The 16,763-nt window shown below is 65.0% G+C and carries 18 protein-coding genes; 17 read left to right on the top strand and 1 reads right to left on the bottom strand.

The features are described 5' to 3' along the window. Positions 1-7 precede the first annotated feature (7 nt). From ACQHGV_RS13425 to ACQHGV_RS13345, 17 genes are all read left to right on the top strand, one after another. Positions 8-487 carry a phage tail tube protein gene (locus ACQHGV_RS13425; RefSeq protein WP_440978569.1) on the top strand — a complete coding sequence of 160 codons (480 nt, stop codon included), beginning with the start codon at positions 8-10 and terminating at the stop codon, positions 485-487. After that, the gene (locus tag ACQHGV_RS13420) at positions 487-945 is read left to right on the top strand and encodes a hypothetical protein (protein ID WP_440978568.1); all 459 of its coding nucleotides are present in this window, start codon (positions 487-489) and stop codon (positions 943-945) included. Before ACQHGV_RS13425 ends, ACQHGV_RS13420 begins: the two co-directional genes overlap by 1 nt. A gap of 83 nt (positions 946-1,028) precedes the next feature. Beyond that, on the top strand, positions 1,029-1,286 hold the full coding sequence (locus ACQHGV_RS13415) for a hypothetical protein (protein ID WP_440978567.1): 258 nt from the start codon (positions 1,029-1,031) through the stop codon (positions 1,284-1,286). Between the two features lie 25 nt (positions 1,287-1,311). Continuing rightward, complete coding sequence (locus ACQHGV_RS13410; RefSeq protein ID WP_440978566.1) at positions 1,312-4,554, top strand: phage tail tape measure protein; 3,243 nt, start codon at positions 1,312-1,314, stop codon at positions 4,552-4,554. Continuing rightward, positions 4,554-5,150 (top strand): hypothetical protein, encoded by a 597-nt coding sequence (locus ACQHGV_RS13405; RefSeq protein WP_440978565.1) that lies wholly within the window; start codon positions 4,554-4,556, stop codon positions 5,148-5,150. Before ACQHGV_RS13410 ends, ACQHGV_RS13405 begins: the two co-directional genes overlap by 1 nt. After that, positions 5,150-5,719 (top strand): hypothetical protein, encoded by a 570-nt coding sequence (locus ACQHGV_RS13400; protein WP_440978564.1) that lies wholly within the window; start codon positions 5,150-5,152, stop codon positions 5,717-5,719. The genes ACQHGV_RS13405 and ACQHGV_RS13400 overlap by 1 nt, the downstream gene beginning before the upstream one ends. Next, entirely contained in the window at positions 5,688-6,134 is a 447-nt protein-coding gene (locus ACQHGV_RS13395) for a DUF6950 family protein (protein ID WP_440978563.1), read from the top strand. The genes ACQHGV_RS13400 and ACQHGV_RS13395 overlap by 32 nt, the downstream gene beginning before the upstream one ends. Continuing rightward, positions 6,122-8,116 (top strand): phage tail protein, encoded by a 1,995-nt coding sequence (locus tag ACQHGV_RS13390; protein ID WP_440978562.1) that lies wholly within the window; start codon positions 6,122-6,124, stop codon positions 8,114-8,116. The genes ACQHGV_RS13395 and ACQHGV_RS13390 overlap by 13 nt, the downstream gene beginning before the upstream one ends. Positions 8,117-8,127: 11 nt before the next feature. Beyond that, entirely contained in the window at positions 8,128-11,019 is a 2,892-nt protein-coding gene (locus ACQHGV_RS13385; protein WP_440978561.1) for a hypothetical protein, read from the top strand. A 124-nt stretch (positions 11,020-11,143) separates the two neighbouring features. Next, on the top strand, positions 11,144-11,719 hold the full coding sequence (locus ACQHGV_RS13380; protein ID WP_440978560.1) for a hypothetical protein: 576 nt from the start codon (positions 11,144-11,146) through the stop codon (positions 11,717-11,719). Further along, positions 11,716-12,111, top strand: a complete 396-nt coding sequence (locus ACQHGV_RS13375; protein WP_440978559.1) for a hypothetical protein — start codon at positions 11,716-11,718, stop codon at positions 12,109-12,111. The genes ACQHGV_RS13380 and ACQHGV_RS13375 overlap by 4 nt, the downstream gene beginning before the upstream one ends. 230 nt (positions 12,112-12,341) lie before the next feature. Continuing rightward, on the top strand, positions 12,342-12,929 hold the full coding sequence (locus ACQHGV_RS13370; RefSeq protein ID WP_440978558.1) for a glycoside hydrolase family 19 protein: 588 nt from the start codon (positions 12,342-12,344) through the stop codon (positions 12,927-12,929). After that, a complete protein-coding gene (locus ACQHGV_RS13365) occupies positions 12,926-13,363 on the top strand; it encodes a hypothetical protein (protein WP_440978557.1) in 438 nt (145 codons plus the stop codon). Before ACQHGV_RS13370 ends, ACQHGV_RS13365 begins: the two co-directional genes overlap by 4 nt. A gap of 567 nt (positions 13,364-13,930) precedes the next feature. Beyond that, a complete protein-coding gene (locus ACQHGV_RS13360; protein WP_440978556.1) occupies positions 13,931-14,203 on the top strand; it encodes a hypothetical protein in 273 nt (90 codons plus the stop codon). A gap of 68 nt (positions 14,204-14,271) precedes the next feature. Next, positions 14,272-14,475 (top strand): hypothetical protein, encoded by a 204-nt coding sequence (locus ACQHGV_RS13355; RefSeq protein ID WP_440978555.1) that lies wholly within the window; start codon positions 14,272-14,274, stop codon positions 14,473-14,475. Further along, complete coding sequence (locus ACQHGV_RS13350; protein WP_440978554.1) at positions 14,472-14,906, top strand: LexA family protein; 435 nt, start codon at positions 14,472-14,474, stop codon at positions 14,904-14,906. The genes ACQHGV_RS13355 and ACQHGV_RS13350 overlap by 4 nt, the downstream gene beginning before the upstream one ends. Further along, positions 14,903-16,171 (top strand): Y-family DNA polymerase, encoded by a 1,269-nt coding sequence (locus ACQHGV_RS13345; protein WP_440978553.1) that lies wholly within the window; start codon positions 14,903-14,905, stop codon positions 16,169-16,171. Before ACQHGV_RS13350 ends, ACQHGV_RS13345 begins: the two co-directional genes overlap by 4 nt. Here ACQHGV_RS13345 and ACQHGV_RS13340 read toward each other — a convergent pair whose 3' ends face one another. Next, positions 16,172-16,354 (bottom strand): hypothetical protein, encoded by a 183-nt coding sequence (locus tag ACQHGV_RS13340; RefSeq protein ID WP_440978552.1) that lies wholly within the window; start codon positions 16,352-16,354, stop codon positions 16,172-16,174. Between the last annotated feature and the right edge of the window lie 409 nt (positions 16,355-16,763).

The following is a 16,763-nucleotide window of genomic DNA, read 5'->3' as shown; positions in this document are numbered from 1 at the left end:
GACAATCATGGACGCCAACGGCAATAGCGAGGCCCAGTCCGGCTGGGGCTCGGGCTTTTTTATGGGGCTGACCGCCTCCACGATGATCGAGATCTCGGAAGTCACCAAGATCCCGTTCGCCGAGGAGAAGGCTGGCACCTTCGAGAAGACGCACTTCAAGTCGCCTGGGCGCCGCAAGGAATATGGCGCCGCCCTGATCGAGCCGGGCGAGGACACGCTGGAGATCAACTATATCCCCGGCTCGCCGACCGACCTGCTCCTGACCGCCGCCCACAATAGCGGCGCGCCCTATATGTATGAAGCGTATCTGCCCGCGCCGCAGAACAAGTGGTGGAAGGTCAGCGGCTATCTGATCGTCCAGTCGCGCGGTCGGTCCATCCCGATCGATGGGGCGATGAAGCAGATGGTCAGCGTGCGGTTCACCGGGGCCTCGGCTGAAGCGAGCGCCACCGCCCAGCGGACCGTCTCGGCCGGGTCGGGCTCGTAATGCGCGGCGAGATTGTCTTCGATGCCGGGGACCAGCGCTACACGCTGTTCCTTGGCAATGCCGCGCAGTGCGCCATCGAGGAGCAGTATGACCGCGGCTTCTTCGCCGTCGTGGCCGATGCGATGCCCGGCATCGATCCGCAGGTTGCCATGGCGGTCGCGCGGGCGATGCAGACGGGTGCCGAGCTACCTCCGGCGCTGGCGGCCAAGGCCCAGGAAGGCCTGCGTAGCATCCGCCTGAGCGTGCTGCGCGATCTCGCCTGGCATGGCCTGCGCGAGCACCACCCCGACATCACTCTGCTGCAGGTCAGCGCGATTGCCGACGAGCTGGGGCGCGACGCGTTCAGCGAAATCATCGGCCGGGCACTGCGCGCGGCACAGGGCGAAGCCGAGGAGGCGGGCCCCGCTCCCAAGCCGGGAAAGCCCAAGCCGTCGAGGTCCCGCAAGACCCGCGCCTGAAGACCGAATGGGGCAAGCTGGAGCGCCAATGGGCGCGCTTTGGCCTGCCGCCTGAGGTCTTCTGGAAAATCACTCCCGCGATCATGCGATCGACCATCCTCGGGCGAATCGACGCCAGGCGGGATGATTACGAACTGGCCAAATATGCGGGCTGGAAAGCGATCTGGTTCCACCGTCAGGAACGGCTGGAGCCTTTTGGCAACTATGCCGCGAAAGAGCAGCCCGATGGGGACGCTGACCGTCAGCGGCCCGAAGAAATGCTGGCGTCGCTGGTCAGCAGGGCGGGCACCGGCTCCCCGATCAATGTCGAACTGGTCGACAGACCCCGTCCGCGGGGCTGAATGCCGTTAGCGTCAGGAGGCGTCGATGGAAGCGATGCTCGCCAATCTCACCTTTGGGATGAACGTGCGCGACGCCGCCTTCCGGTCGGCGCTCGCGACCGATCGCGCCGAGTTGCAGCGCACCGAGCGTCAGTTTCGCCAATCGGGTGATGGCATGGCCGGCGCGATGCAGGACGCCGCCCGCGAGATCAACCAAGCGGCACTGGCGATGATCGACAGCCTGTCACGCGCCGCTGACAAGGTACGCAACGCCGGCCTCGTCATGACGGCAGCGCTCACCGTGCCGCTCGCGGCGGCAGGTAAGACCGCCAAGGATACTGCATCCGATTTCCAGGTCGCGATGAACAAGGTGCAGGCAGCCATGCTTGATGCCTCACCCGAGCAGCTGGAAAAACTGCGCGATGCCGCGCTCGAGCTGGGCCCGGCCTACGGTAAAAGCGCGATCGAGGCGGCAGGGGCGATCGAGAATCTTGCCAAGAACGGCATGGACGCGGCGTCGATCCTGGGCGGTGGTCTGGCAGGCGCGCTGGCGCTCGGCGTTGTCGGTCAGACCAACCTCGGGGACGCGGCCGATGCGACGACCGACATTCTCCAGCAATTTCATATCTCGGCTGGGCAGCTGCCGACCATCGTCGACAAGGTCAGCGGGGCGCTTGATGCGTCAAAGCTGTCCTTCGACGGGTACAAGGATGCAATCGGCCAGGTCGGTGGCATCGCCGGCGGTCTCGGCTATCAGTTCGAGGACATGAACACCGCCCTGGCGGCCGTCGTCCCGCTCATGACGGGCGGCGCGGATGCGGGCACCTCGTTCAAGACCTTCCTCCTCGCGCTCGTGCCGCAATCGAAGGACGCGGCTGACGTGATGGACAAGCTGGGCCTGTCGTTCTTCAATGCGAACGGCAGTGCGAAGTCGCTGAGCGAGGTCGCGACGCAGCTGAATGAGAAGCTGACCCCGCTCACGGATAAGTCGCGCCAGACTGCGCTGACCAAGATGTTCGGCACCGACGGTATGCGCGTGGCGATCGCGCTGATGCAGGCCGGCGCCAAGGGTATCGCGGACGTTCAGGCGCAGATCGACAAGGCGTCCGCCAACCAGAAGATGGCCGTGCTTCTCGATGGCGAAGCGGCCGCGACCCAGCGCGTCGCCAGCGCCTGGGAGAAGCTGAAGATCGTCGTCGGCGAGGCCGGGATCATCCAGGCGTTCACCATGGTAAAGGAGGCTACCGCCTCTGTCCTGTCGGTGCTCGCCGGTGGCCCGCCCTGGTTCTACAAGATCATGGTCGCGGTAGGCCTATTCGCGGCCTCGCTCGGTCCGCTCACACTGGCATTGCTGCAGGTCGCCAAGATCGGCTTGCCGCTGTTGTTGCTCCGGCTGGGGCCGGTCGCACTCGGGATGGCGGCCATCATCAACCCCATGGGCGTGCTGATCCGGCTGCTCGGGCAGTTGGCGCTGCAGGCTGGCGCTGCCGCTATCCTCAGCCGACTCGGCACGGCGATGATCGGGTTCGCTGGCCCGATCGGGTTAGTCATCACTGCGCTCACCGTGTTGGTGCCGCTGCTCTTCCGCAAGCGAGAAGCGTCGATGGCCGCGCAGGCGGCGGTGGACGCCGCCCGTGAGGCGGATCGCCGCTCGACCCAGACCGCGCTGGAACTGGCGAGCGCGACGGATAAGGCGCGGGCTGCGATACTTGAGAAGGCCAAGGCCGACCGCATCGCCGCGCTGGACGCCGTCGCCAAGGCCAAGGCGGACATGGCGGCTGCCCGTGCCGCCTACACCCGCGCCAAGGCGGATGCGGATCGGGCGGCGCAACTGGGGCCAACCGATAGCGAGGGCGGCATTGGCGTCGCACAGACCGCCGCGACCACGCGCTTCATGCAGGCGTCCGCCAATTTTCAGGCGAGCATGGACGCGCTCAGCGGTCAGGTGCGCGCGCTGGAAACGCTGAATAAGGCGATCGGCTCCGCCAGCGCAGGGTCGACCGACCGGGTCGACATGTCGTTCGACGACGAGAAGAAGAAAAAGCAGAAGAAGGGGCGCGACGCTGCGCAGGATGAGGCGAACTATCTCGACGAGCTCGGCCGCGCCCGTGTCGCACTGCTGCGCGCACAGGCGGACATGACCGAGGATGCGCGCGCCCGTCACCGCGCCGATATCGCGGCGCTGGAAGAAGACCGGGCCGCCTATGGCCGCCAGGTCGAACTGGACAAGGGTCTGACCGACGCCAAGCGGCAGACGCTCCTCGCCAAGCGCGACGAGGCGATAGAGATCGAGCGCGCTGTTATCGACCAGACGCTGTTCCGAGCGGAAACGCAGGAGGCCTATGATCTGGCCAAGGCCGGGAACGACGCCCAGCAGGAACACCTGCGCGCCCAGCTCGACCTCGTCGATAGCATGGAGGGGCGCCGCGACATCGAGTTGCGGTTGCTCGCCCTCCAGCGCCAGCAGGAGGAAGCCGACCTCGAACTGATCCTCGCCACCAAGTCGACCGCATCGGCGGAATGGGCCAACGCGCAAAAGCGCAAAGGTCAGCTGGATCAGATCTATGGTGATCGCCGGGCATCGATCGAGCGTCAGACCGAGGGGCCGGGTGCGTCCTATCTGCGCGAGATCAACGGCTCGGCTGCCGCGATCAACGAGCGGATGCAGGAAGGTGCCGTTGGCGCGCTGCGCAACCTCAACACCGAACTGACCGATGCGATCATGGGGACCAAGTCGCTGTCGGACGCCTTTGCGAACATGGGCAAGCGTATGGTCGCCACCCTGATCGACATCGCGATCCAGCAGAAGCTGATCCGCCCGCTTGCTGAAAAGCTGCTTGGCGGCGGATCGTCCGGGTCGACCGGTTTTATCGGCAGCCTGGGTTCGATGTTCGGCTCATCGTCGAAAGCGAGCAGCCCCGGAATCGTCGAGGGCGATCAGGCGACGAAGGACAGCCAGACCTGGCTAAAGTCGCTGGGAAGATTCTTCCAGCTGTTCGGCGGCGGCCGGGCGAACGGTGGCGGTGTCGACCAGAACCAATGGTATGTCGTTGGGGAGCGCGGGCCTGAACTGTTCGCGCCCGGCATCAATGGCACCGTGATCCCGAACGGTGGCTTGCGCCCGGCGGGCGGAGCCTCGGTCGAGGTGCGTCCGTCGCCCTATTTCGATGCGGTGGTCGACGGCCGCGCGGCCCGGGTTGCGCAGCCGATCGCCACCGACATAACCTCGGCAGGCCTGCGCACCGCAGGGCGGGCACAGAGCTGGCGCGCGCGCCAGACGGTGCGCTGATGGCTGTGATCGAACTGCCGAACTGGGCTGTCCCGAACAGTGCCTCCCCTGCGTTCATGGACTTCGGTGCGGTTCTGCGGCCTTCGACCGGGGCGGCGCTCCTCCGCGTCGATCGGCTGGGGTCGCGCTACAAGCTGACCTTGGGCTTCCCACCGTTCGACGATGCCGACCAAGGCCGCGTCATCGTGTCGCGCCTCATTCGCGCCAAGCGCATGGGGCTTCGGATCGAGGTGCCGCTGCTCGCACCCCAGGTGATCGAGGACGCGATCGTCGACGGGGCGGGGCAGGCGGGCACGACGCTTCGCTTGCGCGGCCTGTTTCCCCGCCGTGTCGTGCGCGAAGGGTACTGGCTGTCGGTCGAGAAGGCAGACGGCCAGCATTTCCTGCACAATGTGGCCGACGAGAGCATCGCCGATGCGACCGGCAAGGTCGCGCTGCCCCTGTCGGAAATGCTGCGCTGGCCGTTCGCGGACGGCGCGCGCGTCCATCTGGTGCGCCCGATGATCGAAGGGCTGATCGACGGCAACGAGCAGGCCTGGTCGATCAGCGTCGAGAAATTCACCCATATCGAATTCACCGTCGAGGAGGCTGCCTGATGGATCGCATCCTGCTCGCGGGCCTCATGAAGATGGAGCTTCCCGGCCGCACGGTGCTGCTGTGCGACGGCGGCTTCGTACCGTGGGGCTCGGAAACCTATTTGAGCGTCGACGACACGTTCGGCACGATCGCAGGGTTCGAGGTTCCGGAGGAAGGCGTGGGATCGGTCATCCCGTCCGCTTCGGTGACGATGCTGCCGAAGAGCACGGCCGCAGCGATCGAAATCTCGCGGCCCGCCTATCAGGGCTCGCGGATCCGGATGTGGGTCGCGGAGGTCGACGAGGCTACGGGCCAGATCATCGGTCAGCCCGACCTTCAGGCCGACTGGCAGCTGGACCGGACGACGCTGCGCTCCAAGCGCGGGGAGCGTCAGGTCACCATCGACTGTGTCAGCCGGTCGCAGCGGCTGCTGGCCAAGGTCGAGGGCAATACGCTATCCAGCGCCTTCCATTCGTCGATCTTCCCGGGCGAACGCGGCTTCGACAACGCCACCGGGCTAGAAGCGTCGTTCGCGTGGGGCGTCGCGTCACCACCGCGTGGCACGGTGGCGAGCAACACCAGTGCTTGACCTTGCACAGCGCGCTAGCGCGACCGAGGCTGTGGTGGCGCGGTTCCGCGGCCGGCCGTTCGACTGGAAGAGTCGTCGCACCTGCATCCATCTGGCACGGGCGCAGGCGCGGGCGCTGGGTCACCGCCCGCCATCCGTGCCCGACTTCCGATCACCGTTGTCGGCCCGCACTGCGCTGCGTTCGACTGGTCATGAGACGCTGGAGGCGCTGCTCGACAGTCTGTTCGATCGCATTGCACCGGCGGCCATGTGGCTTGGGGATCTTGCGTTGATGGCGGGCGGAGACGGCTTCGACGCGATCGTTATCGCGGTGGGCGGCAAGATGATCGGCTATCATCAGGATCATCTGGCGGACGGGCCGGTCGTCATCGAGCCGGAGAGTATGGCGTCGTTCATCGGGGCGTGGCGCCTGTGAGCGGCGTGTTGTCCACCGTCGGCAAGGTTGCCGGCATTGTCGCGACTGTCGCGGCGTTCATACCCGGCGGCCAGCCGGTCGCGCTGATCGCCGCAGCCGTTTCCGCCGGTGCCAATGTCGGCGCATCGCTGCTCGCGGTACCGCCGCCCGCCAAGGGGTCGGTCAACGGTATCACGGTCGGCTCGGACCAGCCGATGCCCTATCTTATTGGAGAGACCTATTACGGTGGGAGCCGGGCCTATCAGATCGGCTATGGCCCGACCGTCAAGAAGGTGCAGAACCCCTATGCGCTGATCGTCGACACCTATTCGGGTGCAGGCCCGATCGAGGGCTTGGTCGATGCGCAGGCAGACTTCGTGTCGCTCGGCATCCCGCCGGCCGGCGGGGCCGCTACCGGCTATGCGGCGGGTTTCCTATGGGCTTCGGTCCAGCGTGGTGCGGTGCCCGAGCAGTCTGCGCTTCAGCCGCATTGGGCCGGCGCGCCTGGCTGGGGCACCGATTACCGATTGTCGGGACATGCGGCGATCGCCTGGTCGCTGCTGTTCGATCGTGACGGCAAGATCTTCGCCAGCGGCGTGCCGCAACTCGGCGCGATCTGGCGCGGTCAGCTGTGCTGGGATCCCCGACAGGATTCCACCTATCCCGGCGGCTGTGGCTCACACCGCTGGGCCGTGCCGGCCGACACCGCTGCGCACGACGCGGCGCGCGCCAGCTGGAGCTACACAAACAGCCCTGGCCTGAACGCGCTGAAATATGCGCTCGGGGTTTATCAACGCGACCCGCGCGTCGCGGGCTCGACCTATCAGAAGGTCGCAGGCGTAGGGTTGCCGATCGATGCGGTCATCGTCGAGGACTTCATTCACCTCGCCAATGTCTGCGCCGCCAATGGCTGGACCTGCGGCGGGGTGATTTTTGAGCCTGCGACCGGTGGTCAATCCACCCGGTGGCAGAACCTGTGCGACATCCTCGCGGCGGGCGGCGCCGAGCCGTGCTGGCGCGGTGGTCGCCTTGGCCTGAAGATCAACGCCCCGCGCGTCGCGCTCGACACGATAACGGCGGCCGATCTGGCTGATGACGAAACTGTCGTGTCGTCCGGCTCTGGCTGGGAAGAGCGGCTGAATACGATCGTTCCGAAGTGGCGCTCGCCTGATCACAAATGGGAATATGTCGCCTCGACCAAACCCGTATCGATCGCGCTTCAAATAGAGATTGATGGTGAGGTGAAGCGCGCGGAGCGCCAGTTTAATCTGGTCCAGGACGGGGACCAGGGGGCGGAATTGGCGGCCTATGAGCTGTTCAATCGGCGCGAACTCGGAGAGATCGAGATCGTCGTAAAGCCGCGCCTGCGCCGGTACGGCCCGGGCGATATGGTGATCGTCGACCTGCCTGACGATGGTCTCGTGCAGCAGCCGTGCGTGATCCTGAAGCGCCAGCCGATGCCCGACCGGATGGCGTGGAAGTTCACGCTGATGGGCGAGACGCCGGGCAAGCATGCCTTCGCCTTGGGTCAGATGGCGGTCGCGCCGCCAATACCCGCCCTACGTTCGACGTCCGATCTGGACGGCGTCGCGGTGCCGGTGGCCGACACCAATGTCGAGCAACTGATCATCGCCAACAGCTACCCGATCAATATTTCGCTCATCGGCCATGACGAGGGCGGCTCAGCATCGGTGACGGTCAGCGCGCATAGCCGGGTCTATCAGGACCGGACCGTCAGCGTGGCCGCCTCGTCGATCACGGGCCTCCAGAACAGCACATCCTATTACCTCTACTATGATGACGCGGCCCGCACGGGCGGCACGGTGCAGGCGATGGCGACGACTGTCTTCGCTGACGCTTTCACCTCGTCGACCAATCCGGCCCGCCACCCCCTCGGCTCGATCACGACGCCCGCCCCCGGTGGCGCGGATAGCGGCGGCTCGGGCAGCGCCCCGCCGGGCGGTGGCGGTGGCGAGGTCAATCCGAACGTCGTCGAACAATAAGGGGATACTCTATGGCAACTGCGGCCTGTCTGCCGATCGCGGCGGACCGGGCGGGCCCTTGCGTCCGCACCATCTTTTTCGAAGGCCTCGACCTTACGGGCGTGACGCTAGCGCTGGAGGCACGGCTTAACCCGGAGACGCCGGGTCCGGCTCCAATCGCGCTGGGCATGGGCGCGACGGCGAACGCCGAGGGCCTCCGCTTGGTCGACGTCACGGTCGCCGATGGCGTGCCGACCAGTCAGGTGGTGCTGCGCATCAACGAGACGACGATGAAGGACGCGTCGAAGGTCCCTTACGCCGGCGAACTCGGGTCTACGTCGGTGCTCTATTTTGACCTCATCGGCACCTTCGGGCAGGACAAACGGCGACTGGCCTATGGGACGCTGAGCGCGGTTCCGACCGTCTATGGCATGGACGCAGCGCCCACCAACCGCCCGGCGGGCGGGAGTGGGGCGGCATCGACAGGTGGCGCCTGGTTGAACGCGCGAGCTATCTTCTCGAATGACGATGTTCGTGTCGTGATCGATGGAGCAGATTTGCTGGGCGGCTATGCCAGCCGCAGCGAAATAGCCGCGAGCCGGGCGGTCGCCGCTGCCGAAACTGCTGTGGCGGTAAACGACGCGTGGCAGGTTTCGTTCTCGAAGGCGATCATCGTCGACCATATCGCCAATGTCGTGCGGTATCCCAAGTTCCTCCTGATGCGGGAGAGCGAAGGACTGTTTGTCGTTAATCCCGAGTCTTACAACCTGCCGTCGTTTGATCTGCCCATTCCGGCGCCGGGCGAAAACAATAACATCTTCCACTATGTCGATGTCGCCCAGCTACGGGCGCAGGGAACCTCGGGCGGATCGCCGCTGAAGTTCAGAGAAAATGCGGACGTCGACCCTCGGAGCGCCAATCTCGCGATCCTCGGCAATGCGTACGAAGGATCATACACCAGCGCGACCGGCGCGGAGATTGTCAGCCCGGTAGCCTCGAACATGTTTCTCGACGGACGCACGATGGACGGGCCGTTCGTTCGCGGCTTTGGCGGGGGCATTCAGGACAATCTGCGGCCGATCGTTTCCCCGGAGCTTTTGGCGAAGGGCTTCACCAAAGGTTACGTTGTCGATAGCGTGGGTCAGGACCTTCCCGCGCCGATCACACGCAACACCAAAGCCGTCTTCACCTTCTACGCAGAGACGGACGCGGAGAACGTGCTGCCAGCCAACGGCACGCTGTTCCTGTGGTCCATCAGCGATTACCAGACTGCCGTCAACTTTCCCCGCGTTCAGCAACTTTCAAGCCGCGCTGCGAAGTACAGCGTTCAGGTCGATATTCCGGCTTCGATGAATTTGCATCACTTTTTCATGGCTTTGGACATGAGCGCGTCCGGTGTGGAGGCTCGGATCACCGGTTCGCAGTTCCATTGCTCCGACACGCCTGCCTACACCATTGCCGACGACGACTACCCGGCCAATGACGGTGCACTGGCGCGACGTGATGATGCAGCCGTGCAACGGTCGCTTGCGATGCGCGTCCCCCGGCCGTCACGCTTGCAGCGGCCGACGTTCAAATACTCGCTGCTGATCGGCACGGGGCAGTCGATCATGGCGGGACAAGAGACGTACCCGCGCCTGAGCCGCATCACGTACCCCGGCACGATGATGCTAGGAACCGGGCCTCTGCCCAAGACGGGTGCCGCGAATGGTGTCGGTCGTCAGTATATCACGGTTGACGGCGACTACAGCCTCACGTCGTTGACAGCCTCAACCACGCTGACCTTCACGCGCGAATCCACCTTGAGCGACGCTGAGGTTGCCGACCCGAACATCGTTTTCCCAGGATTTGCCGCCTACGCTGAGCCGCCGACGATCGGCTGGGCGCGGGGCATGCGCTGGTATCTCGACCAGCATCTGCTCACCACGGGCGATCCCCGCCAATACCTGGTCATCAACGAGGCCGTCTCAGGCGAACCGCTGGCAAGCTGGCAGAAGCCGAACGGGCGCTACTATGGCCGCGCGCTCGACGCTGTGGCGAAGGTCAAAGCGGCTGCGGGCTCGGATACCGTTGGTGTGATCGCTACTGCATATTATGGCAGTCAGTTTGATTATTATGCGCTTGGCGGGGGCGTCAACAACAAGGCGAATCAGAAATCTGGTCTGGTCAAGTTCTTTAACGATCAGCAGACCGACTTTGCCGCGCTGACGGGCCAGACGCAGCCCTTCGCCAAGTTCTTGATCCAGGCTGGTGGCGCGTACACGCAAGACGTCCAGGATGACGGCCAGAAGACGCTTCCGATTGGCATGGCCCAGCTCGAGATCGCGCTGGAACGACCAGACGTGTTCATGGCCGGGCCGGTCTACCAATTCACCGACAAGCTGCGCGAGGGTGATTCCGAACATGACGACGCCAATGGCGCGCGCGCGGCGGGCTGGCTGCTCGCCAAGGTATCGCACTTGGTCGTGCATCGTTCAGAAGAATGGGAGCCGACCCGCCCGCTGATCTTCACGCGTGACGGTGACCGACTGTTTGGCGACTTTCACGTGCCCGTGCCCCCATTGGTGCGTGATCAGCCATACCGCGCGAATACGGCGGTCGATGTCGCGCAGTCCGGCTTCAAGGTCACCGATGACAGTGGCGATGTGCCTCTCGGCCCGCTCGCGATCGTTGGACAGGCACAGATCCGCCTCGATCTGATGCGCTCGACCGTAGGCGTGGTGCGCGTCTGGTACGCGCACCAGAGCGTTGGCGGCCTCGGGATGCTCCGCGATAGCGATCCGACGACCTCGCTCGATGTCTACGAGTATCTGCCGGAAAGCGGCATGTACGCGTCGGCGAATATCCCGGCGCTCGTCGGTCAGCCCTATCGCCTTCAAAATTGGTGCACCGCCTTCGTCTTGCCGGTCGGGGTGCGCCTATGATCTGTGGCCGCGCTCAGGCCGAAGCCTGACTGCAAAATCGGCAGCCTTCGGCCCCGGATCGCGGCTGACCATACGGAGTAACATCGATGGATAATGATAGCCTCGCGGCCCGGCCGGTCGCGAAATGACCGCGCTCGCCTTCCTCGCCGATCTAAGCGCGCAGGCCTCGGACGCCGCTAACAGCCTATCGGCTGCCATGGTATCGAACACGCAGACGCCGGCGCCGCCCAGTTTCAACAACGACCCCCAGCTCTTTTTGTGGAACCTGTTCCTGATGACGGCTGGGTTCTTCCTTGGAGCGATGATGGTCGGCCGGCAGGGGTCAAGGATATGGGGACAGCGGCGGTATGATCATCCGCTCGACCCAGTGAGCCTCTATCGGCTGATAACGCTCTTAGCGGGCTCGGCGCTTATGATCCGATGCGGGGCGGAGGCGGTCAGCCTGTGGGGCTGGAACCCCGACGATCCGGCGCTGACGGCCCGCGCACTGATGGCGAAGCGCATGGTCGACCCGATCGCTCTGGCGTTCGGCTTCACATGGATGGCGCTGGTCATCCTTGGAGAGCCGGGGATCGAGCATCAGCTCCGCAAGGCTCCCCTCCCCGTCGACATGTGGAGCCGCTGGCCGGTGCTTGGTCGCGCGCTGATCGTCATTGCGCTCAGTTTCGCGGCTGCGCTTGTCGCGGTCATCTTCCGGTGAGGTTCGCGGCCGTAGCAGGGGCGGCCGCCGCGACCCCCATCGCCACCGCGCCGGTCACCTGGGATTTTCTCGGTTACAGCTATCACCCTGGTCCGGTGCTCATCTCCATTATCGCCGTCGCCATCACGCGAGCGATCGTCTTCCTGCAGACTAAGGGGCGTCGACAGGTAGTGCTCGACGTGCTGGTTTCCATGCTCTGCGCGCTGATCGCTGCGCTGTGGACGCAGGCCCATAACCTCGACCTCCTCCAGGCGGGGGTGACCGGGATTGGGGTCGCGGCCATCGGCCTCGGCATCATCAGCATGGCGAAGGGTCAGGTCGGCGCCGCGCTACGCGAGGGTTTTCAGGCGATGCTCAAGGTGCTGGCCGGGACAAACAATCCTTCGGCGTGACCAAGTCGCCCCGCCCCGTTCCTGACCGGGCGGGGCGACCTGCTGTCCGCCCAGCGAATGCCGGGCGGGTGATGGGTAGGGCTCAATGATGTCGAAACGATGAATGCAGGGGCCGCCGGCCAGGGGAGGTGGGCGACCCCTGCGGCCGGCGATAACCATCGGGGGACGGGGCCGGCCTGTGGCTCCCCTATCCCGCGCCGCGCCGCGTGTCTCCAACAAAGGATAAACGAATGGACGTTGCACTCGTGCAGCGCCGTCTTGGCGTGCGCGCTGACGGCGATTTCGGGCCGATGACGCTGGCTGCGCTGCTGCGGAAGCTCGGCGCACCTGCGGGGACGGCCGCACCTCTTGCGGGTGGTGTCGAGGCGCTGGAGGGCGCGGTCATTCTCGCCAGCGGCCTACGCCTCGCCCATTTCCTGGCCCAGGCGGGCCACGAGACGATGGGCTTTGCCCGCATGGTGGAGATGTGGGGGCCGACGCCCGCGCAGCGGCGCTATGAGGGGCGCGCAGATCTCGGCAACGTCCGCCCGGGCGACGGCTTCCGCTATCGTGGGCGCGGTGTGCTCCAGATCACCGGCCGCGACAATTACCGGCGCTTCGGCGCGCTGATCGGCGTCGACATCGAGGGCCAGCCGGACCTGGCGGCCAAGCCCGCGATCGCCATGGCGCTGGCCTGTGCTTATTGGACCTCGCGGCGCATCAACGCTGCCGCCGATCGCGATGACGTCGAGGCGGTCACACGGCTGATCAACGGGGGCCTGAATGGCATCGACGATCGCCGCCAGCGCCTGGCGCGCGCGAAGGCGATCCTGCTGTGACCCGCGCCACGCGATTGCTTCGGCTCTGGCCGGCAGTGCTAGTCCTGCTGGTCGGGCTATGGATATGGCGGCTCGACACACTGCGGGCCGATTACCGCCAGACGCTGACCAATGAGCGCGCAGCCTGGTCGATCGCGATCGCAGACGGCGAGAAAGCCCGGTCCGCTGACGAAGCGCGCTTCGCCCGCCAGCAAGCCGCCGCCGTCCAGGCCTATGCGGCCGCGCTGGCCGCCCGCCAACCCCTCATCATCCATTCGAAAGACATGGTGACACGCTATGCTCAAACTGATGCTGGTCGCGTGCTGTGTCGTGCCGCTGACCGCGTGCGCGACATCGACGCGCTTGATGCCGATCTCGCCCGAGATCCCGCCGCCCCCGGCCGCAGCGAGCGAGCCGTGCCGGCCGACGCCGCAGCATCGCCAGTTGGACGGTAGCGCCAGCGCGGCGGATGACGATGCGACAATTCGCGATGGCAGATTCGACCTGGCCGACTGTGACGCCAAGCGCCGGATGCTTTGGGATGCGTGGCCGCGCCGATGACGGGCCGGCAGCGCGATCCAGTTGCATAAGAGTGCCGGCTTAAGCGAGCAAGGCGGCCGGCACCTGAACCGTTGATCATCGGCCGCCCGCGGTTACGTACTAGGCTGCCATACGCACTTCTGGTGTAAGGTCGGCCGCCTCGCGTTCGGCCGTCTCTAAGAGCATCGCCTGCCACTTTTCAGCATGTTCCGCCTGCTTTCGCCGGCGGTAATTTTCGATCCGCCGTTGCTCGCGTCTTTTTCTATTCACAAACGCAACCGCCGTCCCGGCGGCGCACGCCGCTGAGCATCCCAGAATTATCAGTATCATACGCCCACCCAATGAATGAGCACGGCAACGCGCAACAATCTCTGCGCGATGACGCTGCTCTACGCTTGCCTGGATTTTGATACGCCGACTGTTCCCCAACCGGTCGGCGTGAAACATGGGTTAGGCCAAATTGGTTAAAAAAGTCGATTTGCTTGCCCGCAAGTGGCGCGAAAACCGTCCATTTTCGTGAGATCGGGTTTCCGGGCGACCAGAGGGGCGATAATGCGGCGATTTATACGACCCACCAGAGGAATCCTGTCGATCGCGCCATCGCGCAGAAGGGCGTCGGATTTCTCGTCTTCCACGACGGTCTGGACGGCAGCCTGTCCAACTGGCGGCCGGCGTTCGACCAGCTGCTCGCCTATCTCGATGCCAATCGTGCTTTGATTGATGTCGTGACGGTGGAGGATCTCGAAACACCGTAAAGCCGGATTGACGTTTGTTCACCATCTGTTCCATCATGGCCGGCGTAACGAATCGCTGGAACCGCCCCATGATGCAGCACGACCACCGGCTGCGCGCTGCTGCGCGCGCCATCTACGACGCATGCTATCCGTCCGAGGAATGGGCGCTCCTCTCCTTCGACGAGGCCGAGCGGTACCGGACGGTGCTGTACAGGCAGGCTGTAGATGGCGCGCTGGCGGCGCGGGGTGCGTTGGCCCCGGCTGGCGAGCAGCTCGCCCTCCCCGTCGCGTGACGAGCCAGGCGACGATGCGCCTTCACGATGTGCCATTTGAGCTTGTTCCGCGCGAGATCCCGTTCTTCCTGTGTCGAACGCCGGCGGGATTCCCGTCGCCCGCTCAGGACGACATGGAAGAGCCGATCGACCTCGCCGCCTGGCTCATCGAGCAGCCGGCGGCCAGCTATATCATGCGGGTCGAAGGCGGCTCGATGGTCGGGGCCGGCATCAATGACGGCGACCTGATCGTCGTCAACCGCGCGGTGCGCCCGCGGGCAGGTTCAATTGTCGTGGCGCTGGTCCATGGCGACCGCACGCTGAAGCGCCTGAAAAAGCTCGACGGTCGCTATTGGCTTGTCCCCGAGGCGGAGGGATTTTCGCACATCCTTGTCGACGAATATGTCGACATTTGGGGCGTCGTGGTCAGCGTGGCGCGCAAGGTCGTATGACCGCGCCGATCGGCCTCATCGACTGCAACAATTATTATGTCAGCTGCGAGCGCGCCTTCGACGCCAGCCTGATCGGCGTTCCGGTGATCGTGCTGTCGAACAACGACGGCTGCGCAATCGCGCGATCTGCCGAGGCGAAGGCGCTGGGCATCAAGATGGGCGACCCACTGCACCATCTGCGCGACCTGATCCGCCAGCACGAGATCCGCGTCCGATCCTCAAATTACGCGCTGTACGGCGACATGCAGCGCCGAGTCGTCGCGGCCTGCGAGGCGTTCGTGCGCGATTTCGAGATCTATTCGATCGACGAGATATTCCTCGACCTGGCCGGCTTCGAGGATCGCGACCTGGTCGATCACGCGCATCGCCTCCGCGCCCAGGTGCTGCTCTGGACGGCGATTCCTACCTGTGTTGGTATCGCGGATACCAAGACGCTTGCGAAGCTGGCGAACGCCACCGCGAAGAAGCAGCACAGGTTCGGCGGCGTCGTCGACCTGCGGGACGCGCTGCTTCGAGAGGAAGTGATGCGCGTGTTCCCCGCGGAGGATGTCTGGGGCATAGGCCGGGCCACTGCGGGCAAGCTGGCGTTGCTCGGCGTCACGACAGCGGCCCAGCTGCGCGACATGCCGATGAAGCAGGCGCGCGGGGTCGGGACTGTCGTTCTCGAGCGGCTTGTCGCTGAGCTGCGGGGCATCCCGGCCAATGCAGTCGAAGACGTCGAGCCGCAGCGCAAGGGCATGGCGGTGACCCGTTCGTTCGGAACGCCTGTCACCACCTTTGACGCGTTAATGGGGGCGCTCTCCCAATATGCTCTGCGCGCCGGCGAAAAGCTGCGCCAGCATGGTCTGGTCGCCGGCCGGCTGACGGCGTTCTTTCATACCAACCGACACAAGCCCGATCGGCCGCAATATGCGGGATCGAGGGCAACCACCCTCCACCCTATGACCAGCGACAGCCTGGAACTGATCGCGGCCGCGCGCCGCTGCGCCGAACGCGCGTGGCGGGACGGCTATGCCTATACGAAGGCCGGGGTGCTGCTGGACGACCTTACGCCAGTCAACGCGCGCCCCCGGACGCTGTTCGAAGGTGATACCGACCGGCGCGATCGTTTGATGGCGGCGCTTGATGATGTGAATGGCCGCTTTGGCAAATTCACGGCCGTCACCGCCAGCCAAGGGTTCAGGCGGCAATGGCGCCTGCGGTCCGATATGAAATCGCCGGCATGGACGACAAGCCTTGCAGAGGTGCCGATCGTCCGTGCGTGATCAAGACCAGCCTTCGATGTAACGGATGGCGCCCCAGACACTTGCGACCATACCGCTGACGACCAGCACCCCGAAGCCGAAGAACTCGAGATAGATGAAGCCCCTCTCCCACCAAGACGGCGGCGGCTCCTGCTTGTCAGGGACCATCGGCGGCGGGGCTGGGCGGCGGCGTTCGCGGCGCATGATCAGGGTCCTGCGGTGGTGGCTGCTCGACGCTAACCGCCGCGGATTCGCTGGTCCAGCGCCATTATGACAAATAGCTGGACGCCGCAGATACCCTACCGTGAACAGAGTGCGAAAACGTCAGAAAGGCCCGCAGAAAACAGCCGTTTCCACTCCTCTGTTAATCGAGCGGCAGCGCTGATCATAACCATATAGTAGGGATGGCAGGTCGGGCGCCTATTCTTCACGGTCAGTTTCCGCCGATAATGCTGTCGGCGTCGACTACATGGCGCGACAATTGCAGGAATACGACAGCTGGATATTCAGCCCATGGCGTGGGAGCAGAAAGCGGCCTGATCTATCACGGTTGCCCCAGCGTAGGGGGTGGCGGGGGGAATGGAGTGGGGTTGCACCACGAAACTATGCAGGC

The sequence above is a fragment of the Sphingomonas pseudosanguinis genome, from assembly GCF_052056765.1.
GTDB classification, from domain to species: Bacteria; Pseudomonadota; Alphaproteobacteria; order Sphingomonadales; family Sphingomonadaceae; genus Sphingomonas; species Sphingomonas pseudosanguinis.
This window is presented reverse-complemented; position numbering and strand designations above follow the sequence as displayed.

Excerpts from the sequence above, each read along its gene's own strand:
- ACQHGV_RS13425 (WP_440978569.1), top strand. The coding sequence starts at position 8 with ATGGACGCCAACGGCAATAGCGAGGCCCAGTCCGGCTGGGGCTCGGGC.
- ACQHGV_RS13420 (WP_440978568.1), top strand. The coding sequence starts at position 487 with ATGCGCGGCGAGATTGTCTTCGATGCCGGGGACCAGCGCTACACGCTG.
- ACQHGV_RS13415 (WP_440978567.1), top strand. The coding sequence starts at position 1,029 with ATGCGATCGACCATCCTCGGGCGAATCGACGCCAGGCGGGATGATTAC.
- ACQHGV_RS13410 (WP_440978566.1), top strand. The coding sequence starts at position 1,312 with ATGGAAGCGATGCTCGCCAATCTCACCTTTGGGATGAACGTGCGCGAC.
- ACQHGV_RS13405 (WP_440978565.1), top strand. The coding sequence starts at position 4,554 with ATGGCTGTGATCGAACTGCCGAACTGGGCTGTCCCGAACAGTGCCTCC.
- ACQHGV_RS13400 (WP_440978564.1), top strand. The coding sequence starts at position 5,150 with ATGGATCGCATCCTGCTCGCGGGCCTCATGAAGATGGAGCTTCCCGGC.
- ACQHGV_RS13385 (WP_440978561.1), top strand. The coding sequence starts at position 8,128 with ATGGCAACTGCGGCCTGTCTGCCGATCGCGGCGGACCGGGCGGGCCCT.
- ACQHGV_RS13380 (WP_440978560.1), top strand. The coding sequence starts at position 11,144 with ATGACCGCGCTCGCCTTCCTCGCCGATCTAAGCGCGCAGGCCTCGGAC.
- ACQHGV_RS13370 (WP_440978558.1), top strand. The coding sequence starts at position 12,342 with ATGGACGTTGCACTCGTGCAGCGCCGTCTTGGCGTGCGCGCTGACGGC.
- ACQHGV_RS13355 (WP_440978555.1), top strand. The coding sequence starts at position 14,272 with ATGATGCAGCACGACCACCGGCTGCGCGCTGCTGCGCGCGCCATCTAC.
- ACQHGV_RS13345 (WP_440978553.1), top strand. The coding sequence starts at position 14,903 with ATGACCGCGCCGATCGGCCTCATCGACTGCAACAATTATTATGTCAGC.
- ACQHGV_RS13340 (WP_440978552.1), bottom strand. The coding sequence starts at position 16,354 with ATGCGCCGCGAACGCCGCCGCCCAGCCCCGCCGCCGATGGTCCCTGAC.